This is a genomic window from Mycobacterium sp. E2699 (assembly GCF_001666745.1).
In the GTDB taxonomy this organism is placed as follows: Bacteria; Actinomycetota; Actinomycetes; order Mycobacteriales; family Mycobacteriaceae; genus Mycobacterium.
The window spans coordinates 162,687-188,161 of the sequence record NZ_LZJH01000035.1 but is presented as its reverse complement, the minus strand read 5'-3'; the positions used below and the strand labels follow the sequence as shown (position 1 = coordinate 188,161).

At 70.2% G+C, this 25,475-nt stretch carries 25 protein-coding genes and 1 tRNA gene; 13 read left to right on the top strand and 13 right to left on the bottom strand.

The window, feature by feature from the left end; all coding sequences use genetic code 11:
* Positions 1–198: 198 nt before the first annotated feature.
* From A5696_RS04995 to A5696_RS04985, 3 genes are read left to right on the top strand one after another with little or no spacing between them, the layout of a single operon-like run.
* Entirely contained in the window at positions 199–1,389 is a 1,191-nt protein-coding gene (locus tag A5696_RS04995; RefSeq protein ID WP_067874290.1) for an amidohydrolase family protein, read from the top strand.
* Positions 1,390–1,399: 10 nt separating this feature from the next.
* Positions 1,400–3,121 carry an amidohydrolase family protein gene (locus A5696_RS04990; protein ID WP_067874288.1) on the top strand — a complete coding sequence of 574 codons (1,722 nt, stop codon included), beginning with the start codon at positions 1,400–1,402 and terminating at the stop codon, positions 3,119–3,121.
* Positions 3,118–4,326, top strand: coding sequence for a cytochrome P450 (locus A5696_RS04985; protein WP_231964230.1), 1,209 nt, complete (start codon positions 3,118–3,120; stop codon positions 4,324–4,326). The genes A5696_RS04990 and A5696_RS04985 overlap by 4 nt, the downstream gene beginning before the upstream one ends.
* Before the next feature lie 6 nt (positions 4,327–4,332).
* Here the strand turns inward: A5696_RS04985 and A5696_RS04980 are convergent, their stop codons facing one another.
* The 5 genes from A5696_RS04980 to cobC all read right to left on the bottom strand — a co-directional run bounded on the left by A5696_RS04980 (position 4,333) and on the right by cobC (position 9,152).
* Entirely contained in the window at positions 4,333–4,857 is a 525-nt protein-coding gene (locus A5696_RS04980; RefSeq protein ID WP_231964229.1) for a TetR-like C-terminal domain-containing protein, read from the bottom strand.
* 77 nt (positions 4,858–4,934) lie between these two features.
* Positions 4,935–6,050, bottom strand: coding sequence for a bifunctional RNase H/acid phosphatase (locus A5696_RS04975; RefSeq protein WP_067874282.1), 1,116 nt, complete (start codon positions 6,048–6,050; stop codon positions 4,935–4,937).
* Positions 6,047–6,784 carry a zinc ribbon domain-containing protein gene (locus A5696_RS04970; RefSeq protein ID WP_067874280.1) on the bottom strand — a complete coding sequence of 246 codons (738 nt, stop codon included), beginning with the start codon at positions 6,782–6,784 and terminating at the stop codon, positions 6,047–6,049. Before A5696_RS04970 ends, A5696_RS04975 begins: the two co-directional genes overlap by 4 nt.
* Entirely contained in the window at positions 6,781–7,929 is a 1,149-nt protein-coding gene (locus A5696_RS04965) for a Nif3-like dinuclear metal center hexameric protein (protein WP_067874278.1), read from the bottom strand. Before A5696_RS04965 ends, A5696_RS04970 begins: the two co-directional genes overlap by 4 nt.
* On the bottom strand, positions 7,926–9,152 hold the full coding sequence (gene cobC, locus A5696_RS04960; RefSeq protein WP_369803292.1) for an Rv2231c family pyridoxal phosphate-dependent protein CobC: 1,227 nt from the start codon (positions 9,150–9,152) through the stop codon (positions 7,926–7,928). The genes A5696_RS04965 and cobC overlap by 4 nt, the downstream gene beginning before the upstream one ends.
* On the opposite strand from cobC, the gene A5696_RS04955 reads away from it, so the two are divergent.
* From A5696_RS04955 to A5696_RS04945, 3 genes are read left to right on the top strand one after another with little or no spacing between them, the layout of a single operon-like run.
* Positions 9,128–9,754 carry an HAD-IA family hydrolase gene (locus A5696_RS04955; RefSeq protein ID WP_067874494.1) on the top strand — a complete coding sequence of 209 codons (627 nt, stop codon included), beginning with the start codon at positions 9,128–9,130 and terminating at the stop codon, positions 9,752–9,754. The two genes, cobC and A5696_RS04955, sit on opposite strands and share 25 nt — an antisense overlap.
* Positions 9,747–10,238: a low molecular weight protein-tyrosine-phosphatase gene (locus A5696_RS04950; protein WP_067874273.1), complete on the top strand. Its 492-nt coding sequence runs from the start codon at positions 9,747–9,749 to the stop codon at positions 10,236–10,238. Before A5696_RS04955 ends, A5696_RS04950 begins: the two co-directional genes overlap by 8 nt.
* Positions 10,238–11,047, top strand: a complete 810-nt coding sequence (locus A5696_RS04945) for an SURF1 family protein (RefSeq protein ID WP_067874270.1) — start codon at positions 10,238–10,240, stop codon at positions 11,045–11,047. Before A5696_RS04950 ends, A5696_RS04945 begins: the two co-directional genes overlap by 1 nt.
* 79 nt (positions 11,048–11,126) lie before the next feature.
* On the opposite strand, the gene A5696_RS04940 is transcribed toward A5696_RS04945, so the two are convergent.
* Complete coding sequence (locus A5696_RS04940; RefSeq protein WP_067874267.1) at positions 11,127–12,056, bottom strand: cobalamin biosynthesis protein; 930 nt, start codon at positions 12,054–12,056, stop codon at positions 11,127–11,129.
* A gap of 38 nt (positions 12,057–12,094) precedes the next feature.
* A complete protein-coding gene (locus A5696_RS27570; protein ID WP_156738248.1) occupies positions 12,095–12,235 on the bottom strand; it encodes a hypothetical protein in 141 nt (46 codons plus the stop codon).
* 76 nt (positions 12,236–12,311) lie between these two features.
* Between A5696_RS27570 and A5696_RS04935 the strand changes: the two genes are divergently transcribed.
* Complete coding sequence (locus tag A5696_RS04935) at positions 12,312–13,124, top strand: oxygenase MpaB family protein (RefSeq protein ID WP_067874264.1); 813 nt, start codon at positions 12,312–12,314, stop codon at positions 13,122–13,124.
* Here A5696_RS04935 and A5696_RS04930 read toward each other — a convergent pair.
* Together A5696_RS04930 and A5696_RS04925 are read right to left on the bottom strand one after the other, a co-directional pair.
* Entirely contained in the window at positions 13,121–14,239 is a 1,119-nt protein-coding gene (locus A5696_RS04930) for an epoxide hydrolase family protein (RefSeq protein WP_082968923.1), read from the bottom strand. The genes A5696_RS04935 and A5696_RS04930 overlap by 4 nt on opposite strands.
* Positions 14,240–14,244: 5 nt before the next feature.
* The gene (locus tag A5696_RS04925; RefSeq protein WP_067874244.1) at positions 14,245–14,478 is read right to left on the bottom strand and encodes a hypothetical protein; all 234 of its coding nucleotides are present in this window, start codon (positions 14,476–14,478) and stop codon (positions 14,245–14,247) included.
* A gap of 136 nt (positions 14,479–14,614) precedes the next feature.
* Here A5696_RS04925 and A5696_RS04920 point away from each other — a divergent pair, with 136 nt between their 5' ends.
* Positions 14,615–16,486: a propionyl-CoA synthetase gene (locus tag A5696_RS04920; RefSeq protein ID WP_067874241.1), complete on the top strand. Its 1,872-nt coding sequence runs from the start codon at positions 14,615–14,617 to the stop codon at positions 16,484–16,486.
* 163 nt (positions 16,487–16,649) lie between these two features.
* Here A5696_RS04920 and A5696_RS04915 read toward each other — a convergent pair.
* From A5696_RS04915 to A5696_RS04900, 4 genes are all read right to left on the bottom strand, one after another.
* A tRNA-Val gene (locus tag A5696_RS04915) sits at positions 16,650–16,721 on the bottom strand.
* 49 nt (positions 16,722–16,770) lie between these two features.
* Complete coding sequence (locus A5696_RS04910) at positions 16,771–17,232, bottom strand: peroxiredoxin (protein WP_067874238.1); 462 nt, start codon at positions 17,230–17,232, stop codon at positions 16,771–16,773.
* A complete protein-coding gene (locus A5696_RS04905; protein WP_067874235.1) occupies positions 17,232–17,654 on the bottom strand; it encodes a DUF3052 domain-containing protein in 423 nt (140 codons plus the stop codon). Before A5696_RS04905 ends, A5696_RS04910 begins: the two co-directional genes overlap by 1 nt.
* 93 nt (positions 17,655–17,747) lie before the next feature.
* Positions 17,748–18,338 (bottom strand): hypothetical protein, encoded by a 591-nt coding sequence (locus tag A5696_RS04900; protein WP_067874232.1) that lies wholly within the window; start codon positions 18,336–18,338, stop codon positions 17,748–17,750.
* A gap of 105 nt (positions 18,339–18,443) precedes the next feature.
* On the opposite strand from A5696_RS04900, the gene aceE reads away from it, so the two are divergent.
* From aceE to kasA, 5 genes are all read left to right on the top strand, one after another.
* On the top strand, positions 18,444–21,233 hold the full coding sequence (gene aceE, locus A5696_RS04895) for a pyruvate dehydrogenase (acetyl-transferring), homodimeric type (protein ID WP_067874230.1): 2,790 nt from the start codon (positions 18,444–18,446) through the stop codon (positions 21,231–21,233).
* A gap of 161 nt (positions 21,234–21,394) precedes the next feature.
* Positions 21,395–22,711: a CdaR family transcriptional regulator gene (locus A5696_RS04890; protein WP_067874228.1), complete on the top strand. Its 1,317-nt coding sequence runs from the start codon at positions 21,395–21,397 to the stop codon at positions 22,709–22,711.
* Positions 22,712–22,863: 152 nt separating this feature from the next.
* The gene (locus A5696_RS04885) at positions 22,864–23,781 is read left to right on the top strand and encodes an ACP S-malonyltransferase (protein ID WP_067874225.1); all 918 of its coding nucleotides are present in this window, start codon (positions 22,864–22,866) and stop codon (positions 23,779–23,781) included.
* 81 nt (positions 23,782–23,862) lie between these two features.
* Positions 23,863–24,210, top strand: a complete 348-nt coding sequence (acpM, locus tag A5696_RS04880; protein ID WP_003872368.1) for a meromycolate extension acyl carrier protein AcpM — start codon at positions 23,863–23,865, stop codon at positions 24,208–24,210.
* A complete protein-coding gene (gene kasA / locus A5696_RS04875) occupies positions 24,207–25,457 on the top strand; it encodes a 3-oxoacyl-ACP synthase KasA (protein WP_067874222.1) in 1,251 nt (416 codons plus the stop codon). The genes acpM and kasA overlap by 4 nt, the downstream gene beginning before the upstream one ends.
* Positions 25,458–25,475 lie beyond the last annotated feature (18 nt).

Sequence of the window (25,475 nt, the reverse complement as noted above, 5' to 3'; positions counted from 1 at the left end):
CCCCAAAGGATAGGCCTCGACATGATTGCGGACATACAGGTTGTCGCTCATAGGTGGAGAACGAGCCGGGTGCCTCCCGGCCCGGGGCCAATGGTGCCGATGTGACCGGAGATGATGATGGGGTCGCCAGCCCCGATCTTTGCATTGATTGCATAGATAGCATTGACACGGCAGGAAATCCGACCATAGTCGAAAGGTATGGCGCTGCTGCCAGACCCTGATCCCCGGCAGCGGCAGCACGTCGTGATCTCGGTCGACGACCACGTCATCGAGCCGCCCGACCTGTTCGTGGGGCGGCTGCCGGCCGCGCTGGCCGAGCGCGCACCGAGGGTCGTCGAGACCGACGACGGGCGGCAGGTATGGCGCTACGAGGGCCGCGAGTACCCCAACATCGGCCTCAACGCCGTGATCGGCCGGCCGCGCGAGGAGTGGAGCATGGAAGCCGCCCGCTTCGACGAAATGCGGCGCGGCTGTTGGGATATCGACGCGCGAATCGACGACATGGACCTCGCCGGCATCTGGGCATCGGTCAACTTCCCGTCGCTGATCGCCGGGTTCGCCGGCACCGTGTTCTGGAAAAGCGACGACCTCGAGCTGGGCCTGGCCACCTTGCGGGCCTGGAACGACTGGCACCTCGAGGTGTGGGCCGGCAGCTACCCGGACCGCATCATCCCGCTGCAGCTGCCCTGGCTCGCCGACCCGCGGCTCGCCCCCGACGAGGTACGCCGCAACGCCGCGCGCGGATTCAAGGCGGTCAGCTTCCCCGAGCTGCCCGCGCAATGCGGGCTGCCGAGCCTGCACAGCGGTGCCTGGGAGCCGTTCTTCGCCGCCTGCGAGGACACCGGGACGGTGGTGTGCTTGCACACCGGCTCTGCGCAGTGGGCGCCAATCCCCGCCCCGGACACGCCATTCGAGACCATCACCACCCTGTTTCCGGTGAACGGCCTGGTCGCCTGCGCCGACATGCTCTGGTCGGGCATCCCGGTGCGGTACCCGAAGCTGAAAATCACCCTGGCCGAGGGCGGCCTGGGTTGGGCGGCCATGCTCGGCGACCGCGCCGATTACGTTCTGGCGCACTCGGCTTCGGGCCACGAGGGCGGCGCGTGGAAGAGTGACCTGCTGCCCAGCGAGGTGCTGCGGCGCAACTTCTGGTTCTGTTCGATCGACGACCCGCACGCGTTCGGCGCCCTCGACGCGATCGGCGCCGACCGCATCCTCGTCGAAAGCGACTACCCGCACGCCGATTCGACCTGGCCCGACACCCAAGAGGTGGTGGCCCGCAACGTCGCGGGTCTGCCGGCGGACGACGTGGCGCGGATCACCCACCTCAACGCGGCTCAGCTGTTCCGCCACCCGTTGCCGGACGAAAGCTGGCTGGCCACAGCGTAGGAGGCCTGAAATGCTCGACCTGCTCATCCGCGACGCCCAGATCGTCGACGGCACCGGCGCGCCCGCCCGCCACGGCGACGTCGGCGTCACCAACGGCCGCATCGTCGCGGTCGGCCAGGTCGACGACCCGGCCTCGAAAACCGTTGACGCCCATGGCCGGACGCTGGCCCCGGGCTTCGTCGACCTGCACACCCACTACGACGCGCAACTGTTCTGGGACCCGACCGCGAGCCCGTCGGTGCAGCACGGCGTCACCACGGTCTTCGGCGGCAACTGCGGCTTCACGCTGGCGCCGGCGGCCGCCGAGCAGCACGACTACCTCACCCGGATGCTGGCGCGGGTGGAAGGGATGCCGCTCGACGCGCTGCGGGCCGGACTCGACTGGGGCTGGGCGTCGTTCGGCGAGTGGCTGGGCCGCCTCGACGGCCGCATCGCCGTGAATGCCGGTTTTCTGGTGGGTCATTCGGCGCTGCGACTGGCCGCGATGGGCGGCGACGCCGTCGGCGGCGAGGCCACCGCCGAACAGGTCGACAAGATGGTCGCGGTGCTGCACGACGCGCTGGCCGCCGGCGCGCTCGGGTTGTCGACGAGCCAGTCCCCGACCCACAACGACGGCTCCGGCCAGCCGGTCCCGTCACGCAGCGCGACAAAGCAAGAACTCGTCGCGCTGGCGGGCGCTCTCCGCGACCACCCCGGCACCACCCTGGAGGGGATCATCGCCGGCTGCCTGTCCGGCTTCACCGACGAGGACATCGCGCTGCTCACCGACATGTCCGTGGCCGCCGACCGGCCGCTGAACTGGAACCTGCTGGGCGTCTCGGCGGCCAACCCCGCCGGGCACGAACGACAGCTGCGCGCCTACGACGCCTCGGCGCGACGCGGCGGCCGGGTGGTGGCGCTCACCTTGCCGCAAGCCATGAAGATCCGGCTGTCGTTCCTGTCCGGCTTCGTCCTCGACGGGCTGCCGGGCTGGCGCGACACGATGCACCTGCCGGTGCCGGAACGCCTTACCGCACTGGCCGATCCGCAAGTTCGCCGGCGCCTTGCCGAGGGCGCCGCCGCCAAAGAAGCGGGCATGCTGCGCGGCCTGGCGCAGTGGGACCGCCTGGTCATCGTCGAGACGTTCGCCCCCGAGAACGCCGACGCGACGGGCCGCAGCGTCGGCGAGGTCGCCGCCGCCCGCGGTAGCCAGCCGTTCGACACCCTGCTGGACGTCGTCATCGCCGACGAGTTGCGCACCGGCCTCTCCCCTCCGCTGACGGGCGACGACGCGGCCGACTGGAAGATGCGCGCGGAGGTGTGGCGGCACCCGGGGGCGGTGATCGGCGGCTCCGACGCGGGCGCCCACCTCGACATGATGTGCGGCGCGATCTACACGACTGCGCTGCTCAGCAAGGGCGTGCGCGAGCACCGGGTCGTCACGCTCGAGGAAGCCGTCCGGCTGATCACCGACGTGCCGGCCCGGTTCTACGGCCTGACCGAACGCGGCCGCATCACACCCGGCTGGCACGCCGATCTGGTGCTGTTCGACCCCGCGACCGTCGGCCACGGGCCGGAGCGCACCCGCTACGACCTGCCGTCGGGCGCGCCCCGGTTGGTCGCCGACGCCTACGGGATCGGCTCGGTGTGGGTCGGCGGCGTCGAGGTCTGCCGCGACGGCGCCGCCACCGGCGCCCTGCCCGGCAGGGTGCTGCGGTCGGGCCGCGACACCCAGACGGTGCCGGCCTCGTGACGGTCGACGGATTCGACCCCGCCGAGCTGCAGAGTGGCCTGCTCATGCAGGTCGAAAACGTGCACGAGCGGCTGCGCGAGGCGCGGGCCCGCCACCGGGTGATGGTCGGGAACCCTTTCGCCGAGGTCAGCTCCGGGCAGGTCGGCGACCTCGGGGTGACCGTGCTCGGATACGACGAGTGCCAAACGGTGCTCACCCACCCGGACGCGTTCTCGTCGTCGATCTACGACCAGATCATGGGCCCCGTGATGGGCCGCACCCTGCTCGAACTCGAGGGCGCCGAGCACCGGGCCGGCCGGGCCCTGGTGTCCCCGTCGTTCCGCACGGCGCTGCTGGAGCGCTGGCGCGCCGAGCTGGTGGAGGTGGTGGTCCACGAGCTCATCGACCGGTTCGCGCCGCGCGGGCGCGCCGAGCTGGCCCGCGAGTTCACCTTCGCGTTCCCGGTCCAGGTCATCGCGCGGATCATGGGCCTCCCACGCCGGGATTACCCGCGCTTCCAGCGGCTGTCGATCGAGTTGCTCAACGTGGTCTACGACTGGGACCGCGGCATCGCGGCGTCCCGGGAGCTGAAGAGCTACCTCGCGGAGATCCTGGCCCAACGGCGGCGTCGCCCCCAGGACGACCTGATCAGCACGCTGGCCGAGTCGGAGATCGACGGCGCGCGCCTGACCGACGACGCGATCTTCGCGTTTTTGCTGCTGATCCTGCCCGCCGGCGTCGAGACGACCTACCGCGCGTCGGGCAACCTGCTGGTCGCCCTGCTGTGCGAGCCCGGGCTGGTCGAGGCGCTGCGCTCCGATCGCGGCCTGGTGCGCGGCGCCTTCGAGGAGGCGCTGCGCTGGGAACCGCCGATCACCACGGTGGTGCGGCGGGCGGTCCGCGACTGCGAGCTCGGCGGCGTCGCGATCCCGGCCGGCACCAACGTCAGCGTCAGCGTCGCGGCGGCCAACCGCGACCCGGCGCGCTACCCCGACCCGGACCGCTTCGACCCCACCCGCAAGAACATCGCGCACCTGACCTTCGGCGGTGGCCCACACCTGTGCCTGGGCATGCACTTGGCGCGGATGGAGGGAACGGTGGCCATCAACGCGCTGCTCGACCGGCTGGGCGACCTGCGGCTCGACCCGAGCGCCCCGGCACCGCACGTCGTCGGTGTGGCGTTCCGCTCGCCGGCGGCGCTGCCGGTCGAGTTCGCCGCGACCTGAGGTCGGCTATTTTCGCGCCAGCGCGTGCCATGCCATATCGGCTACCGCCTCGCAATAGCGGTCGTCGACCGGGACATCGGAGTAGAGGGCGCGAACGTTCAACGGCGCCAGGACGATCTGCACGGCGGCCAGGGTGTTGACGCCGTCACGCAGATCGCCACGCTTCCTGGCCCGGTCAACGACCTCGCGCACGACGGCAAAACGAGCCTCCCACACCATCATTCGCGCCTCTTCGTCGTGTGGTCCGCGACGGTCCATGACCAGCGCCCGCATGAACGCGCGGCCCGCCTTGCTGTTGATCCGATCGGACAGCTTCCGGGTCAACGCCAGCAGGTCGCCGCGCAACGAGCCGGTGTCGGCTATCGAGCTGTAGGCCTCCGCATCGGCCAGGGCCGCGGCAACGATGAGTTGCTGCCGGCTGCCCCAGAAACGGTAGATCATCTCGCGGTCGAGATTGTGGCGCTCCGCCAGGGCCTCGATGCTGAACCGCTCGACACCCCAGAGGGTCAGCTCATCGAGCGCCGCCGCCATCACCCGCGCCCGGATGTCCGCGGGAACAGCTTCAACGGGTGGCTGAGACGGCTGCATCGGTGCCCCCTTATACCCGCCTAAAGATAACCCGTCTGGTTCACCAGCCGCACCGACGATGCTCCGTCCGAATAAAACTCTGCGATGCTCAACGATGCCAGATCAAGATGCAATCGGTACAGGATCCCCGGGCCGGCGTCCAGCGCGAGCCGCAACAGCATCTTGATCGGGGTCACATGTGACACCACCAGCACCGTGGCGCCCCGGTGCGCGGCGATCACCCGCTCGCGCACCCTGAGCACCCGATCGAGCACCGCATCGAAGCTTTCACCGCCCGGCGGGGCGGTGCTGGTGTCGCGCAGCCAGCGCCGGTGCAGTTCCGGATCTCGTTCGGCCGCTTCGGCAAACGTCAACCCCTCCCACGCCCCGAAGTCGGTCTCGATCAAGTCCTCGTCCACGGTCACGTCCAGCCCGAGCGCCTTGGCGGCGGTGGCCGCGGTGTCGTAGGCGCGCTGCAGCGGCGACGAGATCACCGCGGCGATCCCGCCCCGCTGCGCCATGTAGCGCGCCGCGGCCCCCGCCTGTTGGCGCCCGGCGTCGGTCAGCGCCGGGTTGCCGCGCCCCGAGTAGCGGCGCTGCGCCGACAGCTCGGTCTGCCCGTGCCGCAGCAACAGCAGCCGGGTCGGGGTGCCGCGCGCGCCGGTCCAGCCGGGCGACGTCTTGGCCTCCACCGCTGCGGTTTTCTCCGGCTCGACGACCGGCGGATCGGATTGCGCCACCGGCTCGGCGGCGCCGGCGGCGGCGTCCATCGCCTCGTTGGCCAGCCGATCGGCGTGCGAGTTGCGGTCGCGCGGAACCCACCGGTAGCCGATCCGGTCGAACCGCGATGCCAGCTCGCGCGCCTGGGCGTGGAGCTTGATGAGGTCGGGATGTTTGACCTTCCACCGCCCGGACATCTGCTCGACCAACAGCTTGGAATCCAGGAAGACCTCGGCCTCGGTGGCGCCCGCCCGCAGGGCGTCGTCCAAACCGGCTATCAGCCCGCGGTATTCGGCGACGTTGTTGGTCGCGATGCCGATGGCCTGCTTGGCCTCGGCCAGCACGGTCTCGCGGTCCGCGCTGCGCACCACCGCGCCGTACCCGGCCGGCCCGGGGTTGCCGCGCGAGCCGCCGTCGGCCTCGATGACGACCTTCACTTGTCGAATCCCTTGACCCGCAGCAGGATTGCTCCGCATTCCGGGCAACGCACCAGCTCGTCCTCGGGGGCGGCGGAAATGCGGGACAGTTCACCGCGGCCGATCTCGATCCGGCAGGCCCCGCACCGATGCCCGAGCAACGGCCCGGCGCCCGGGCCGCCGCCGGCGCGCTGGCGCTCGTACAGGGCGGACAGGGCGGGATCCAGCGCCGCGGACAGCGCGTCGCGCCGCGACGAGTGCTGCTGGCGGGCCTCGTCGATTTCGGCGGCCGCGGCGTCGAGGGCCCGCTGGGCGTCGGCCAGCTCGGACTGCAGCGCCTCGACCGCCGCCTCGTCGGCGGCCAGCCGGGCCTGCAGCTCCTCGCGGCGCTCCATCACCTCCAGCAGGGAGTCCTCCAGGCTGGTCTGACGCCGCAGCAGGGTCTCCAGCTCGTGCTGAAGGTCCGCCAGCTGCTTGGCATCCGTGGCGCCCGATTGAAGCATCGCGCGGTCCCGGTCCTCACGCTGCCGCACCGCCTCGATCTCCGCCTCGAAGCGTGACACCTGGGCGTCCAAGTCTTCCAGGGCGATTCGCACCGCGCCCAGCCGGTCGGCGGCGGCGTTGTGGTCGGCGCGGATCCGATCGACCGCCTCTTGCTGCGGCAGGTGGGCGGCCCGGTGCTCGATGCGCGACAGCTCCGCGTCCAGCTTCGACAATTCGAGCAGCGAAAGTTGCTGTGTCACCTCGGCTTTCATGGCGGTCCTCCCCCGTCGTCGTAACCCAGATGCCCGACATTCCAAGGGTCGGTGCGGATGGTGCACACGTGCACGGGCAGCGCCGACCCGAAACGCGACCGCAGCACGCCGGCGGCCTGCTCGCACCAGGGGAATTCGCTTGCCCAGTGCGCCACGTCGACCAGGGCCACACTCGAGGCCCGGCGGTGCTCGTCGGCCGGATGGTGGCGCAGATCGGCGGTGACGTAGGCCTGCACGTCCGCGGCGGCCGCGGCGGCCAGCAGCGAGTCCCCGGCGCCGCCGCACACGGCGACCCGCGACACCGGCAGGTCGGGGTCCCCCGCCGCGCGCACGCCCCACGAGGTCCGCGGCAACGCGGCCCCGACGCGGGAGACGAAGTCGCGCAGCGGCTCCGGCCGCGGCAGCCTGCCGACGCGGCCGAGCCCGGCGTCGCTTGGCGGGGGCACCAGCGCGAAGATGTCGAACGCGGGCTCCTCGTAGGGATGGGCGGCGCGCATCGCCGCCAGCACCGCGCGCCGGGCGCGGGCGGGAGCGACGACCTCGAAGCGGTCCTCGGCCACCCGCTCGACGCTGCCGACGCTGCCGATCGCGGGAGAGGCACCCTCGTGCGGCAGGAACTGCCCGATGCCGCTGACGGTCCAGCTGCAGTGCGAGTAATCGCCGATGTGGCCGGCGCCGGCCTCGAACACGGCGTCCTGCACCGCCGCGGCGTTCTCGCGCGGCACGTAGACGACCCACTTCTCGAGATCGGCTGCGGCCGAGACCGGTTCGAGGGCGGCCTCGACGGTGAGGCCGAGGGCGTCGGCGAGCGCGTCGGACACACCCGGCGACGCGGAGTCGGCGTTGGTGTGCGCGGTGAACAGCGAACGCCGCGTTCGGATCAGGCGGTGCACCAGCGCGCCCTTCGGCGTGCTGGCGGCCACGGTGTCGACCCCGCGCAGCAGCAGCGGGTGATGGGCCAGCAGCAGGCCGGCTTCGGGCACCTCGTCGACGACGGCCGGGGTCGCGTCGACCGCGACGGTCACCGAGTCCACCGCGTCGTCGGGGTCGCCGCACACCAGCCCGACCGAATCCCACGACTGGGCCAGGCGCGGCGGGTACGCCTCGTCGAGCACGGCGATCACGTCGGCCAGCGGCACGGTCACCGCGACACCCCGGCGATCGCGTCGACCAGCAGCGGCCACTCGGGGCGCACCGCGGCCCGCAGGTACCTCTCGTCGAGGCCGACGAAGGTGTCGCACCGGCGCACGGCAATCCCCTTGCGCTCCAAATTGTTTCGCAGCGAGGCGGCGTCCGGATGCCGGAACAGGACGAACGGCGCCCGCCCGTCGACCACGTCTGCGCCCACCGACGCCAGGCCGGCCACCATCTCGGCACGCAACCGCGTCAACCGCAGCGCACCGGCCGCCGCCTCCGCCACGGCCCACGGCTCGCAGCAGGCCGCGATGGCGGTCAGCTGCAGCGTCCCCACCGGCCAGTGGGCGCGCCGCGCCGTCAACCGCGCCAGCACCTCCGGCGCGCCCAGCGCATAACCCACCCGCAGGCCGGCCAACGCCCACGTCTTGGTCAGGCTGCGCAGCACCAGCACGTCGGGCAGGGAGTCGCCGGCCAGCGACGCCGGCTCGCCGGGAACCGAATCGGCGAACGCCTCGTCGACCACCAGGATCCGGCCGGGCCGGCGCAGCGCGATCAGCTGCTCCCTGGTGTGCAGAACCGAGGTGGGGTTGGTCGGGTTGCCGACCACCACCAGGTCGGCGTCGTCGGGCACCCGCGCGCCGTCGAGGCGAAACGGCGGCTCGAGCACGACATGCTCGACGGGAACCCCGGCCGCGCCCAGCGCCACGGCCGGTTCGGTGAACGACGGCGCGACGAGCGCCGCGCGCGCCGGGCGCAGGTTGGGCAGCAGCCCGAACCCCTCGGCCGCCCCGGCCAGCGGCAGCACCTCGTCGCGGGCGCGGCCGTGTCGCGCGGCGGCCGCGTCCTGGGCCCTGTGCACGTCGCGCAGGCTCGGGTAGCTCGCCAGGTCTCCCAGCCGCTCGGCCAGTCGCCGCGTCAGCCACTCCGGCGGCCGCGGCTGCCGGACGTTGACGGCGAAATCGAGCATCCCGGGCGCGACCGCCTGATCACCGTGATAGCGGTCCGCCGCAGGCGGGCTCGGGTTCAGAGTCGCCATCCGAGAAACACTAGTGGGCCCCCGCGAGCGCGTGGCGGGAACGCCGTCGCACCAGGAAACCGGCCATCGAGGACAATAGTGAGGTGACAGGCACAGCCGCCCATTGCCCGCCTCCAGCTCACCGCGCCGCGCGTCGCGCTCCGTCGGGCGGCGCCCAGGTGGCGGACCTGGTGATCTTCGATCTCGACGGCACACTGACCGACTCGGCGGAAGGGATCGTCGCCAGCTTCCTGCACGCGCTGGGCCACATCGGGGCGGCGGTGCCCGAGGGCGATCTGGCCGCTCAGATCGTCGGCCCGCCGATGGACGACACCTTCCGCTCTCTGCTGGGCGACTCGGCCGAGGAGGCGATCGCGGCCTTTCGGGCCGAGTACGGCGCCCGCGGCTGGGCGATGAACACGCTGTTCGACGGGATCGAGCAGCTGCTGGCCGACCTGCGCGCCGCCGGCGTGCGGCTGGCGGTGGCCACCTCCAAGCTGGAGCCGACCGCCCGGCGCATCCTCGCCCATTTCGGGCTGGACCGATATTTCGAGGTCATCGCGGGCGCGGCGCCCGACGGCTCGCGCAAGAGCAAGGAAGAGGTGCTGGCCCACGCGCTGGCACAGCTGCGGCCGCTGCCCGAGCGGGTGCTCATGGTCGGCGACCGCAGTCACGACGTGCACGGCGCGGCCGCGCACGGCATCGACACCGTGGTGGTCGGCTGGGGCTACGGGCGCGACGACTTCGGCGACGCGAACAGCGCCGGGATCACGCACGCCGCGACGATCGACGACCTGCGGAGGGCCCTGGGTGTCTGAAACTCTGCACGTTACCTTCGTCTGCACCGGCAACATCTGCCGCTCCCCGATGGCCGAGAAGATGTTCGCCGACCAGCTGCAGCGGCGCGGCCTGGGTGACGCGGTGCGGGTGACCAGCGCCGGCACCGGCAATTGGCACGTCGGCAGCTGCGCCGACGACAGGGCCGCCCGGGTGCTGCGCGCCCACGGCTATTCCACCGCCCACTGCGCCGCCCAGCTCAACGATGACCACCTCGCGGCCGACCTGGTGGTGGCCTTGGGGCGCAACCACGTTCGGATGTTGCGCCAGCTCGGCGTCGACGAGGAGCGGATCCGGATGCTGCGGTCGTTCGACCCACGCTCGGGCGCCCACGCCCCCGACGTCGAGGACCCCTACTACGGCGACCCCGAGGACTTCGAGGAGGTGCTGGCCGTCATCGAGGCCGCGCTGCCCGGCCTGCACGACTGGGTCGACGAACGGCTCGCGGAGAACGGGCACGGCTGATGCGCCGCTGGGCATTTCTGCTGCGGCCGGGCTGGATAGCGCTGGCCCTGGTGGTCGTCGCCTTCACCTACCTGTGCTTCATGGTGCTCGCGCCGTGGCAGCTGGGGAAGAACACCAGGACCTCCCGGGAGAACCGCCAGATCGAGTACTCCCTCAACACCGCGCCTGTTCCCCTGAAAACGCTGCTGCCCCAGCAGGATTCGTCGGCGCCGGGCGCACAGTGGCGCCGGGTCACGGCGACCGGCCATTACCTGCCCGACGTTCAAGTCCTGGCCCGACTGCGGGTCGTCGAGGGTGACCCGGCGTTCGAAGTGCTGGCGCCGTTCGTCGTCGACGGCGGGCCCACCGTGCTGGTGGACCGCGGGTACGTGCGGCCCCAGCAGGGCTCACACGTGCCCCCGATCGCCCGCCCGCCGGCGGAGCCGGTCACCCTGACGGCCCGGCTGCGTGACTCGGAGCCCACCGCGCCGGGCAAGGATCCCTTCGTCGCAGACGGCGTGCGACAGGTGTATTCGATCAACACCGAGCAGGTCGCGGCGCTGACCAGGGTGCCGCTGGCCGGGTCGTATCTGCAGTTGGTCGAGAACCAGCCCGGCGGGCTGGGCGTGATCGGCATCCCGCACCTCGACGCCGGACCGTTCCTGTCGTACGGCATCCAGTGGATTTCGTTCGGCATCCTGGCGCCGATCGGGTTGGGCTACTTCATTTACTCCGAGATCCGCGTCCGCCGCCGGGAGAAGCACGCGGCGCCGGAGGCCCCGACGACGGTCGAGGAGAAACTCGCCGACCGCTACGGCCGCCGGCGATAGCGACGATCAGTGTGCGCTGAGGGCTTTCAGTGTGCGCTGAGGGCGCGAAAATTGCGATGATCCCGCCCTACACGCACTCTCAACGCCATCGATGCACACTCAACGCCCCGAAAAGCCCGATCAACAGCGCCGCGGCCGCCTGCACCGCCCGCGACAAGGCCACCGCGCGGCGCAGGTCGGCCACCTCGGGCTGCCGGCCGTCTCCGAGCGTCGGCCGGATCTGCAGCTCGTGGTGATACTGGGTGGGACCGCCGAGCCGGACGCCCAGCGCCCCGGCGAAGGCCGCCTCGACCACACCGGCGTTGGGGCTGGGATGCCGGGCCGCGTCGCGGCGCCAGGCGCGCAGCGCGGCCGCCGGGGATCCGTCGACGACGGGCGCGCAGAGCACCACCAGCGCCGCGGTCGCGCGCGCCGCGACATAGTTGGCCGTGTCGTCCAATCGCGCTGCGGCCCAACCGAATCGGAGATAACGTGGAGACCGGTGGCCGATCATCGAGTCCAGCGTGTTGATCGCGCGGTAGGCCAGCACCGCGGGCGCCCCGCCGGCCGCCGCCCACAGCAGCGGCGCCACCTGGGCGTCGGAGGTGTTCTCCGCGACCGATTCCAGCGCCGCGCGGGTCAGGCCGGCGGCGTCCAGCCGCGCCGGGTCGCGCCCACACAGCGACGGCAGCAGCCGTCGCGCGGCCGCGACGTCGTCCCGCTCGAGCAGCCGCGACATCTCCAGTCCCGTGCGCGCCAATGAAGTTCCGCCCAGGCATATCCACGTGGCCGCGCCGGTGGCGGCGGCGGACCGGCGGGCGACGGCCGCGGCCGGCACCGTCACCGCGCCGACCAGCAGGCCCGCGTGCAGCGCGCCGGCGGCCTTGCCGTCGCGGTAGGTGACGCGCTCGAGCGCCGCGGCCGCGCGGCCGAACAGGGCGACCGGATGGCCGCGTTGCGGGTCGCCCAGGGCGAGGTCGCCCAGGTACCCGGCCAGCACGCCCGCGATCCGGGGCCGCGTCGCAGACACCCCGGCAGCGTCTCACACGCGCCGCGGCGTCGGCCGCGCTAGATGGCCAGTACGGCGGCCACGATCACGACAATGATCAGCAGGCCCACCACCCACCACAGCAAGGCGTCGGGGTCGGCCGTCGGTGCCAGGTTAGGCGGGCGGGCGAGTGGCCGCGGGTTACCGGGTTGAGTACTCATCGTCCTCGACTGCCCATTTTCCGGCGGAAATAACGCCCTGCCGTGGTGTACTCGACGCCATGAGGGGTAATCCGCGATGATGCGGCCGGCGACCCGGATCGCCGATTTGCTGAACCCGGCGGCGGTGTTGTTGCCCGCCGCGAACGTGATCATGCAGCTGTCCTTGCCCGGCGTGGGTTACGGCGTGCTGGAAAGCCCGGTGGACAGCGGCAACGTCTACAAGCATCCGTTCAAGCGGGCCCGCACCACCGGGACCTACCTGGCGGTGGCGGCCATCGGGACCGAGTCCGACCGGGCGTTGATCCGCGGCGCCGTGGACGTCGCGCACCGGCAGGTCCGCTCGACATCGTCAAGTCCGGTGTCCTACAACGCCTTCGACCCGAAGTTGCAGCTGTGGGTGGCGTCGTGCCTGTACCGCTACTTCGTGGATCAGCACGAGTTCTTGCACGGTCCACTCGACGACTCCACCGCCGACACGGTCTACCGCGACGCCAAGCGGTTGGGGACCACGCTGCAGGTGCCCGAGCGCATGTGGCCGCCGAACCGCGCCGCGTTCGACGAGTACTGGAAGCGCTCCCTCGACGAGCTGCGCATCGACCCGCCGGTGCGCGAGCACCTGCGCGGGGTGGCCTCGCTGGCCTTTCTGCCGTGGCCGCTGCGGGCCCTGGGGCCGTTCAACATGTTCGCGACGACGGGCTTCCTGGCCCCCGAGTTCCGGGCGATGATGCGGCTGGACTGGTCCGAGGGACAGCAGCGCCGCTTCGAGTGGCTGCTGGCCGCCTTGAGGCTGGCCGACCGGCTCATCCCGCGCCGTGCGTGGATCTTCAGCTATCAGATTTACCTGTGGGACATGCGCTTTCGGGCCCGCAGGGGCTGGCGGATCGTCTAGCGCACCGTCGCGAAGAACGCGCGCACGTCGTCGACGAACAGCTCCGGCCGCTCGAACGCGGCGAAGTGCCCGCCCCGCGGCATGTCCGTCCAGTGGGTGATGTTGTACACCGGCTCACACCAGCTCCGCGGCGCCTTGAGCAGCTCGCCCGGGAAAGCGCTGACGCCGGTGGGCAATTCGACCCGGCCCAGCTGACCAAAGACCCGGAAGCTTTCCCAGTACAGCCGGGCCGACGATGCTCCGGTCGCGGTCACCCAGTACACCATCACGTTGTCCAGCAGCTCGTCGCGGCTGAACACGTTCTCGGGGTGCCCGTCGCAATCGGACCACGCCCAGAACTTCTCGACGATCCACGCCAGCTGCCCCACCGGCGAATCGACCAGCCCGTAGCCCAGCGTCTGCGGACGGGTGGACTGCTGCTTGGAATAACCGGTGCCCCACTTGCGGTGCTCGGCCATCGCGGCCAGGGCGCGTTGCTCCTCGGCGGTCGGATTCGCCAGGGATTCCTTGGTGGGCCGCCCGATCGGCATGTTCAGGTGAATGGCCGCGCAGTGCCCCCGGTTTCGGCCCATCTGGGTGGTGACGGCGGCGCCCCAGTCGCCGCCCTGCGCGCCGTAGCGGTCGTAGCCCAGGCGCAGCATGAGCGTCTCCCACGCCTCGGCTATCCTTTCGACGCCCCAACCGGTGCGGGTGGGCTTGCCGGAGAACCCGTACCCCGGCAGCGACGGGCACACGACGTGAAAGGCGTCCTCGGCGCGCCCGGACGCCGGGTTGGTCAGCGGCTCGATCACCTTGTGGAACTCCACGATCGAGCCCGGCCAGCCGTGGGTGATCACCAGTGGGAAGGCGTCGTCGTGCGGCGAACGTTGGTGGATGAAATGAATGTCGAGCCCGTCGATGTCGGTGACGAACTGGTCGAAGCGGTTGAGCGCGGCCTCACGGGAGCGCCAGTCGTACTCGGTGGCCCAGTAGCCGGCCAGCTCGCGGGTGTAGCCCAACGGGATGCCCTGGCTCCAGTCGTCGACGCACTCGGCCTCGGGCCAGCGGGTGCGCTCCAGCCGCGACCGCAGGTCCACCAGGACGTCGTCGAAGACGTCGATGCGAAACGGTCTCACGCCGATCACCATTCGTCGTCGTCGATGTGATGCCGCGGAGCGGTGTCTGCGGCGCGGCGATCCGCGCCGGCGATCAGGGTGCGGACCTCGTCGAGCAGATGGCGCATGTCGGCGCGCAGCGCATCGACGGCGGCGTACAGATCGGCCTTGGTGGCGGGCTGCTGGTCGGCCGGCAGTGGCCCGACGGGCGGCGCGGTGCGTCCGGCGCCGGCGCCGTGAAAATCGGGGTGCTCGCCCACGCCCCCAGACCTTGCCATACCGGTAGATCAGCGGCAACGCGCGGCGGCACCCGAGGGGTCCAAGGGCCCTTGTGGCCGGGGCACCTATCGTCTGTACTGCACTGGCATCGTTCCCTTCAGCGGAGGAGAAGAGGCCATGGGCCGCTACCGCGACCTGCACCGAGGCAGCCTTGCAGACCCGGCACAGTTCTGGGGGGACGCGGCGCGCGAGGTGACGTGGACCCGCCCACCGCGGCAGATCCTCGACGACAGTCGACCGCCGTTTTACCGCTGGTTTCCCGACGCCGAGCTGAACACGTGCGCCAACGCGTTGGACCGGCACGTCGAGGCCGGTCGGGGCGACCAAGCCGCGCTCGTCTACGACTCGCCGGTGACCGCAACGAAGCGCACGATCACCTACGCCGAACTGCTCGACGTCACTTCACGTTTCGCGGGCGTCCTGCGCACGCTCGGCGTTGAGAAGGGTGATCGGGTGGTGATCTACATGCCGATGATCCCCGAGGCGCTCGTCGCCATGTTGGCGTGCGCACGGATCGGGGCGGTGCACTCCGTGGTGTTCGGGGGATTCGCGGCCCATGAGCTGGCCACGCGCATCGACGACGCCCGCCCCGCCGTGGTCGTGACGGCGTCCTGCGGCATCGAGCCGACACGGGTCGTGCAGTACAAACCAATGCTCGACGCGGCGATCGACGCCAGCGTGCACCCGCCGCGGCACTGCATCATCGTTCAACGGGATCGCCTGCGCTGCAAGCTAATTGACGGCCGCGACCATGACTGGGACGCGCTGATGTCCGATGCGCAGCCCACGCCTGCCGTGCCGGTCGCGGCGACGGATCCGCTCTACATCCTGTACACCTCAGGCACGACCGGCAAGCCGAAGGGCGTCGTGCGTGACAACGGCGGTCACGCGGTGGCCCTGTTGTGGAGCATGCGCCACATTTATGGCGTATGCCCCGGGGACGTGTTCTGGGCGGCATCCGACGTCGGCTGGGTGGTTGGGCACTCCTATATCGTCTACGGGCCGCTGCTGGCCGGCGCGACCACCGTGCTGTACGAGGGCAAGCCGGTCGGAACGCCCGATGCCGGCGCGTTTTGGCGCGTGGTGGCCGAACACGGTGTCAACGTGCTCTTCACCGCCCCGACGGCCATCCGCGCGATTCGGAAGGAGGACCCGCTCGGCAGGTGGCTGGCCCGCTACGACCGCGCCTCGCTGCGATCGCTGTTCCTCGCCGGCGAGCGGCTCGACCCCGGCACCTATCACTGGGCGTCGCAGAAGCTGGACGTCCCGGTCATCGACCATTGGTGGCAGACCGAGACCGGGTGGGCAATCGCCGCCAATCCGGTTGGCATCGAAGCTCTCCCGATCAAAGCAGGGTCACCCGGGGTGGCGATGCCGGGCTACGACGTCGCCATCCTGCACCCCGACGGCAGCGGATGCCGGCCCGGGGAGGAAGGTGCGATCTGTCTCAGCCTCCCACTGCCGCCGGGCACTTTCCCGACGTTGTGGCAGGACGACGCGCGGTTCGAGTCGTCGTACCTGTGCGAGCATCCCGGCTACTACCTCACCGGCGACGGCGGATTCGTCGACGAGGACGGATACCTGTTCGTCATGGGCCGCATCGACGACGTCATCAACGTGGCCGGGCACCGGTTGTCGACCGGTGAGATCGAGGCGGTCCTGGCGTCTCATCCGGCAGTGGCCGAATGCGCCGTGATCGGGGTCGCCGACGAAATCAAGGGCCAGATTCCGCGGGGATTCGTCGTCCTGAACGCCGGCGCGGCGCCGGACGGGATCGCGGCCGAGTTGGTCGATCTGGTCCGCGAAGAGATCGGCCCGGTCGCGTGCCTGAAACAGGTCGACATCGTCGCGGCGTTGCCAAAGACCCGGTCGGGCAAGATCTTACGCAAGTCGATGCGCGCGATCGCCCATGGTCATGACGAGCCGCCCCCCTCCACCATCGAAGATCCCGACGTGCTGCATCAGCTGCGCCCCGTGCTGCGCCGATAGGGCGGGAAGCGCTCAGCCGCGATGACTTGCGCGAGCCCGCAAGCGTAACCTCACTGCGAAACTCGGAGCACAATATCGCCGTGCCGTTACGCTCGCGGCGCCGGCCAAGTCTCCGCAGGCGTAGCCGATGCCGGTAGGCAACGCTCATCCGCATGCACATCGGTGGGCGCGGACGGTATCGAACCGCCGACCGCTGGTGTGTAAAACCAGAGCTCTACCACTGAGCTACGCGCCCCTGAAACGTCCGCAGCAGGCTACACGCCGACGGGCCGAGCACCCAAACATCAGGCGTGCAGAGCCGCCAGCGCCTCGCGCCAGAGCCGCTGGTCGCGTGACTCACCGGGCTGCTTCATCTCGGCGAAACGGATTATCCCCGACCGGTCGACGACAAAGGTACCGCGATTGGGATAGCCGGCGTCGGCGTTGAACACCCCGTAGGCCTGGCTGACCTCGCCGTGCGGCCAGAAATCCGAGAGCACCGGAAACATGAACCCGCTCTCGAGCGACCAGATCTTGTGCGTGGGTGGCGGACCCACCGAGATCGCCATGGCCACGCTCTCGTCGTTTTCGAACTCGGGCAGGTGGTCGCGCAGCTGATCCAGCTCGCCCTGGCAGATCCCGGTGAACGCCAGCGGGAAGAACACCAGCAGGACGTTCTTGGCGCCGCGGAAGGAGCTCAGGGTGACGGGCTGCTGGTTCTGGTCGCGCAAGGTGAAGTCGGGGGCGGCGGTGCCGACGGACAGCATCAACGCTTCCCGGTCCGCGACTTGGGCTGCACGAGCCGGCTGGCGCTCCAATCGCCGAGGTTGACCGACGAGGTCGGCATCAGGCCGGCGGTGGGGGCCGCCTCGGCGATCTCCGCGGGCAGCACGTGTCCCGGCTTGCCGGTCTTGGGCGTCAACACCCAGATCACCCCGTCCTCGGCCAGCGGGCTGATCGCGTCCATCAGGGTGTCCACCAAGTCGCCGTCGCCGTCGCGCCACCACAACAACACGACGTCGATGACCTCGTCGGTGTCCTCGTCGAGCAGCTCGCTGCCGCACGCTTCCTCGACCGCGGCCCGGATGTCGTCGTTGGAGTCCTCGTCCCAGCCCCATTCCTGGACGACCTGGTCCCGTTGGATGCCCAGTTTGCGAGCGAAGCTCGAGGCGTCATCCGCCGCGACCACCGTGAAACCTCCCTAGACCGTCCGCGCACCGTGCGATGGGAATTATCGTCGCACAGCAGTAACGCGGTCCATAGCCGTGCCTCGTCGGGCGCCTCAGAAGGATGCCAGGCAAAGTTTCAGCGCCTTGGTCTTGGTGTCGTTGAGCTGGTCGACCCGCCGGTTGAACTCCGCGATCGACGCGTGCGTGCCGATGGCATTGGCCACCCCGCGGGCCGCGTCCACATAGGCGTTGAAGGCGTCCTTCAACTGCTGCGACAGCGCATCGTTGAAGCTGTTGGACACCGTGGTGGCGCTGTCGTTCAGCGCCCCGATCGCCGGGCCCTCGGCCGGGCCGGTGCTGCGGCCGGCGTTGAACGCCGAGACGTAGTCGTTCACCTTGTCGATCGCGTCCTTGCTGGAGGTGGCCAGCGTGTCGCAGGAGGTGCGCACCGCCCTGGTCGTCAGCGATTGCTGCCGCTGCGACTCCTTCACGCGCGACGTGGCCGAGGATGCCGACACCGACGCGGACACCGACTGCCGGTAGGCCGGGGCGACATTGGTGTCGGGTGTGGCCGTGCCGTTGGTGACGCTGGTACACCCGACGATCCCCATGACCAGCGCCGCGACACAGCCGAGCGCCAGCGCGCCTCGCCTGGGGAGATCCCCCACCTGCGCGCGAGGGACGGCACGCCATCCGATGAGCACGATTGCTGACGTTACCGGGTGCCGATTGCAGCCGCGGCTACCCGCCCGCGACGTCGGTGCGGCACGATAGGAGGACAAGACGCAGCCGACTACAGGAGTAGTGAGTTGACCACGGAGTTCGCGCGCCACGATCTGGCCAAATCCCCCAGCAGCGCAAGCGAACCCGATCGCGTTCGGGTGATCCGCGAAGGTGTGGCTTCCTATCTGCCCGACATCGATCCCGACGAGACCTCGGAGTGGCTGGAGTCCTTCGACGAACTGCTGGAGCGCTCCGGGCCGGCCCGGGCGCGCTACCTGATGCTGCGCTTGCTGGAACGGGCCGGCGAGCAGCGGGTGGCCATCCCCTCGCTGACGTCGACCGACTATGTCAACACCATCCCGACCGAGCTGGAACCGTGGTTCCCCGGCGACGAGGACGTCGAGCGCCGCTTCCGGGCGTGGATCAGGTGGAACGCGGCGATCATGGTGCACCGCGCCCAGCGCCCGGGAATCGGTGTGGGGGGCCACATTTCGACCTACGCCTCGTCCGCGGCGCTGTATGAGGTCGGGTTCAACCACTTCTTCCGCGGCAAGTCCCATCCCGGCGGCGGGGACCAGGTGTTCATCCAGGGCCACGCCTCCCCCGGCATCTACGCCCGCGCCTTCCTCGAGGGCCGGCTCAGTGAGGACCGGCTCGACGGCTTCCGCCAGGAACACAGCCACGCCGGCGGCGGGCTGCCGTCGTACCCGCACCCGCGGCTGATGCCCGACTTCTGGGAGTTCCCCACCGTGTCGATGGGCCTGGGCCCGCTCAACGCGATCTATCAGGCCCGGTTCAACCACTACCTGCACGACCGCGGCATCAAGGACACCTCCGACCAGCATGTCTGGTGCTTTTTGGGCGACGGCGAGATGGACGAGCCGGAGAGCCGCGGGCTGGCGCACGTCGGGGCGCTCGAGGGCCTGGACAACCTGACCTTCGTGATCAACTGCAACCTGCAGCGCCTCGACGGCCCGGTGCGCGGCAACGGCAAGATCATCCAGGAGCTGGAGTCGTTCTTCCGGGGCGCCGGCTGGAACGTCATCAAGGTGGTCTGGGGCCGCGAGTGGGACGCACTGTTGCACGCCGACAAGGACGGCGCCCTGGTCAACCTGATGAACACGACGCCCGACGGCGACTACCAGACCTATAAGGCCAACGACGGCGCCTACGTGCGCGACCACTTCTTCGGCCGCGATCCGCGCACCAAGGCGCTCGTCGAGCACATGACCGACTCCGAGATCTGGAACCTCAAGCGCGGCGGCCACGACTACCGCAAGGTCTACGCCGCCTACCGCGCCGCCGTCGACCACAAGGGGCAGCCGACGGTGATCCTGGCCAAGACCATCAAGGGCTACTCGCTGGGCGCGCACTTCCAGGGCCGCAACGCCACCCACCAGATGAAAAAGCTTGCGCTGGAAGACCTCAAGTGGTTCCGCGACTCGATGCGGATCCCGATCAGCGACGCGCAGCTGGACGAGAACCCCTACCTGCCGCCCTACTACCACCCCGGCCCCGACGCCCCGGAGATCCGCTACATGCTCGACCGGCGCCGCACGCTGGGCGGCTTCCTGCCGGAACGGCGGACGAAGGCCAAGGCGCTCTCACTGCCCGGCCGCGACACCTACGCCGCGCTGCGGAAGGGATCGGGCAACCAGGAGGTCGCCACCACGATGGCGACCGTGCGGACATTCAAGGAAGTGTTGCGGCACAAGGAGATTGGGCCGCGCATAGTGCCGATCATTCCCGACGAGGCACGCACGTTCGGGATGGACTCGTGGTTCCCGTCGCTGAAGATCTACAACCGCCTCGGCCAGTTGTACACCGCCGTCGACGCCGACCTGATGCTGGCCTACAAGGAAAGCGAAGTCGGACAGATCCTGCACGAGGGCATCAACGAGGCCGGGTCGGTGGGCTCCTTCATCGCGGCCGGCACGTCGTACGCGACGCACAACGAGCCGATGATCCCGATCTACATCTTCTATTCCATGTTCGGGTTCCAGCGCACCGGCGACGGCCTGTGGGCGGCCGCCGACCAGATGGCGCGCGGCTTTTTGCTCGGGGCGACGGCGGGGCGCACCACGCTGACCGGCGAGGGCCTGCAGCACGCCGACGGCCACTCGCTGCTGCTGGCCGCCACCAACCCCGCGGTGGTGTCCTACGACCCGGCGTTCGCCTTCGAGATCGCCTACATCGTGGAGAGCGGGCTGGCCCGCATGTTCGGGGAGAACCCGGAGAACGTGTTCTTCTACATCACCGTCTACAACGAGCCGTACCCGCAGCCGCCGGAGCCGGACAACTTCGATCCCGAGGGCGTGCTGCGCGGCATCTACCGCTACCGCGCCGCCACCGAACAGCGCACGAACAAGGCGCAGCTCCTGGCGTCCGGCGTCGCGATGCCGTCGGCGCTGCAGGCCGCCGACATGCTGGCCGCCGAGTGGGACGTCGCCGCCGACGTGTGGTCGGTGACCAGCTGGGGCGAGCTCAACCGCGACGGCGTCGGCGTCGAGCGGGCCCGGCTGCGCCACCCCGACCAGCCGGCCGCCACCCCGTACGTGACCCGGGCCCTCGCGGGCGCCGAGGGCCCCGTGGTCGCCGTCTCGGACTGGATGCGGGCCGTGCCCGAGCAGATCCGGCCCTGGGTGCCCGGCACCTTCGTCACGCTGGGCACCGACGGGTTCGGCTTTTCCGACACCCGGCCCGCCGCGCGGCGCTACTTCAACACCGACGCCGAGTCGCAGGTTGTCGCGGTGCTCGAGGCGCTGGCGCGCGACGGCGAGATCGACCCGTCGGTGCCGGTGGCGGCCGCGCGTGAGTACCGGATCGACGACGTGCTGGCCGCGCCCGAGCAGACCTCCGACCCCGGCGTGGCCTGAGGGCGCCCCGCACCGCTCGGGGTGCCCCCGCCCGCCGAGCGTGAAGTTAGCTTCACGCTGGGCGCCGAGCGTGAGGCTAACTTCACGCTCACGGCCCGAACCGCCGCCAACACCCCGCCGCGTTGGCGGAAAGTTCCAGAAATCTGACGTAGATTTTAGGGATGAACGACAACGCCTTCGCCGGTCCGTTCGCCTCGGCGAGACCCAGGTCGCCGCTCGAACTGCTGGACCACGTGCCGGACTCGGTTTTGCGACGGCTGAAGCAGTACTCGGGCCGGCTGGCCACCGAGGCGGTCTCGGTCATGCAGGACCGGTTGCCGTTCTTCGCCGACCTGGAGGCCTCCCAGCGGGCCAGCGTGGCGTTGGTGGTGCAGACGGCGATCAACAACTTCGTCGAGTGGATGCAGGACCCGCACAGCAACGTCAGCTACACGGCGCAGGCCTTCGAGCTGGTGCCGCAGGATCTGGCCCGCCGGATCGCGCTGCGGCACAGCGTGGACATGGTGCGGGTCACCATGGAGTTCTTCGAGGAGGTGCTGCCGCTGGTGGCGCGCTCCGAGGAGCAGTTGACCGCGCTCACGGTGGGCGTGCTGAAGTACAGCCGCGACCTGGCGTTCACCGCCGCCTCGTCCTACGCGGAGGCCGCCGAGGCGCGCGGCACCTGGGACAGCCGGATGGAGGCCAGCGTCGTCGACGCGGTGGTCCGCGGCGACACCGGCCCGGAACTGCTGTCCCGGGCGGCCGCACTGAACTGGGACACCACCGCGCCCGCGACGGTCGTGGTCGGGATACCGGCGCCGGGTCGCGACGAGCCGGACGGCGAGATCGGCAGCCAGCGGGCCAGTCAGGGCGTGCGCGACATCGCCGCGCGGCACGGCCGGGCGGCGCTCACCGACGTGCACGGCACCTGGCTGGTGGCCATCGTGTCCGGCCAATTGTCGGCGACCGATAAATTCCTGGGCGATCTGCTGAACGCGTTCTCCGACGGCCCGGTGGTCATCGGACCGACGGCGCCCATGCTGACCGCGGCCTACCACAGCGCCAGCGAGGCGATCTCCGGGATGAACGCGGTCGCCGGCTGGCGCGGCGCGCCGCGGCCGGTGTTGGCCCGGGAGCTGCTGCCCGAACGGGCCCTGATGGGCGACGCGTCGGCGATCGTGGCGCTGCACACCGACGTGATGGGGCCGCTGGCCGACGCCGGGCCGACGCTGATCGAGACCCTGGACGCTTACTTGGATTGTGGCGGCGCGATTGAAGCTTGTGCCAGAAAGTTGTTCGTTCATCCAAACACCGTGCGCTACCGGCTCAAGCGCATCACCGACTTCACCGGGCGTGATCCCACCCAGCCGCGCGACGCATATGTGCTGCGTGTGGCCTCGACGGTCGGCCAACTCAACTACCCGGCGCCGCCGTCGAGCGTCGCCGCCAGGACCGTGGCGCCGGTTCCCCTGCCGGTCAGGAGCGGTACCACGGGTTAGCACCGGCGACAGTGATTTAGCCAACAGATCGCGCGCCGGTATCAAAAACGTAGCTTAAGAAGCCGTTTTGTAAGGTGTATACAAAAACCTAAGACGAGGTTCATAATCTGTTACACCCGCCAAAACCGTTTCCACAGTGTTCTCTTAGACACGTGATTGCATTGCTTGCGCCCGGACAAGGGTCGCAGACGGAGGGGATGCTGTCGCCGTGGCTGGAGCTGCCAGGCGCCGCCGACCAGCTCGCGCTGTGGTCGAAGGCCAGTGGCCTGGACCTGGTGCGGCTGGGCACCACCGCGTCGACCGAGGAGATCACCGACACCGCGGTGACGCAGCCGCTGGTGGTCGCGAACACGCTGCTGGCCCACCAGGAGCTGACGCGGCGCGGCCTGCTCAGCGATGAGGACCTCGCCGAAATCGTCGTCGCCGGCCACTCCGTCGGGGAGATCGCGGCCTACGCGATCGCCGGGGTGCTGGCCGCCGATGACGCCGTCGCGCTGGCCGCCACCCGGGGCGCCGAGATGGCCAAAGCCTGCGCCCTCGAGCCCACCGGCATGTCCGCGGTGCTCGGCGGCGACGAGGCCGAGGTGCTGACCCGCCTCGAGGAGCTCGAGCTGTTCCCCGCCAACCGCAACGCGCCCGGACAGATCGTCGCCGCCGGCCCGCTGTCGTCGCTGGAGAAGCTCGCCGAAGACCCGCCGGCCAAGGCGCGGGTGCGCGCCCTCGGGGTGGCCGGGGCGTTCCACACCAAGTACATGGCTCCGGCCCTGGACGGCTACGCGGCGGCCGCCGCCGCCGTCGTGACCGCCGAGCCCACCGCCACGCTGCTGTCCAACCGCGACGGCAAGCCCGTCGCCTCGGCGGCGGCCGCGATGGACACCCTCGTCGCCCAGCTGACCCAGCCGGTGCGCTGGGACCTGTGCACCGAGTACCTGCGTGCGCACAACGTGACGGCGATCGTGGAGTTCCCCCCCGCGGGGACGCTCACCGGCATCGCCAAGCGCGAACTTCGGGGGGTTACGGCTCGTGCCGTCAAGTCACCCGCAGATCTGGACGAGTTGGCAAACCTCTGAACCGCCGGCTTCTGCCAGTACAAATAACAACTGCAAACGTCAATCCGATTTGCACTCAACATATTACGAAGGGAATAGGCCGTGGCCGTCAGTCAGGAAGAAATCATCGCCGGTATCGCCGAGATCATCGAAGAGGTGACCGGTATCGAGCCGTCGGAGGTCACCCCGGAGAAGTCGTTCGTCGACGACCTGGACATCGACTCGCTGTCGATGGTCGAGATCGCGGTGCAGACCGAGGACAAGTACGGCGTCAAGATCCCCGACGAGGACCTCGCCGGCCTGCGCACCGTGGGTGACGTCGTCGCCTACATCCAGAAGCTCGAGGAAGAGAACCCCGAGGCCGCCGAGGCTCTGCGCGCCAAGCTGGAGACCGAGAACCCCGAGGCCGTTGCCAACGTCAAGGCGAGGCTGGAAGCGGACAGCAAGTGACCAAGCCTTCCACTGCCAATGGCGGTTACCCCAGCGTTGTGGTAACCGCCGTCACGGCGACGACATCGATCGCGCCGGACATCGAGAGCACGTGGAAGGGTTTGTTGGCCGGCGAGAGCGGCATCCGCGTACTCGAGGACGAGTTCGTCTCCAAGTGGGACCTGCCCGTCAAGATCGGTGGGCACCTCAAGGAGCCCGTCGATAACCACATGGGCAGGCTCGACCTGCGCCGCATGTCCTACGTCCAGCGGATGAGCAAGTTGCTGTCCGGTCAGCTCTGGGAGACCGCGGGCAGCCCCGAGGTCGACCCCGACCGGTTCAGCGTCGTGGTCGGCACGGGCCTGGGCGGTGCCGAGCGGGTCATCGAGAGCTATGACCTGATGAACGAGGGCGGCCCCCGCAAGGTGTCGCCGCTCGCCGTTCAGATGATCATGCCCAACGGTGCGGCCGCCGTCGTCGGTCTGCAGCTCGGCGCCCGCGCCGGGGTGATGACCCCGGTGTCGGCCTGTTCGTCGGGCTCGGAAGCAATCGCGCACGCGTGGCGTCAAATAGTCATGGGTGACGCTGACGTCGCCGTGTGCGGCGGCGTCGAGGGTCCCATCGAGGCGCTGCCCATCGCGGCGTTCTCGATGATGCGGGCCATGTCGACCCGCAACGACGAGCCCGAGCGTGCCTCGCGCCCGTTCGACAAGGACCGCGACGGCTTCGTGTTCGGCGAGGCCGGGGCGCTGATGATGATCGAGACCGAGGAGCACGCCAAGGCCCGCGGCGCCAAGCCGCTGGCCCGGCTGCTGGGTGCCGGCATCACCTCGGACGCGTTCCACATGGTGGCGCCCGCGGCGGACGGCGTGCGCGCCGGCCGCGCGATGACGCGGTCGCTGGAGCTGGCGGGCTTGTCCCCCAAGGACGTTGACCACATCAACGCGCACGGCACCGCGACGCCGATCGGCGACACCGCGGAGGCCAACGCCATCCGGGTCGCCGGTTGCGAGCAGGCCGCGGTCTACGCGCCGAAGTCGGCGCTGGGCCACTCGATCGGGGCGGTCGGCGCGCTGGAATCTGTACTGACGGTATTGAGCCTGCGGGACGGCGTGATACCGCCCACCCTCAACTACGAGACACCGGACCCGGAGATCGACCTCGATGTCGTCGCGGGCGAACCCCGCTACGGCGAATTCCGTTACGCGATCAACAACTCGTTCGGTTTCGGTGGCCACAACGTCGCGCTCGCCTTCGGGCGTTACTGAAGCACGGCAAGTACGGAA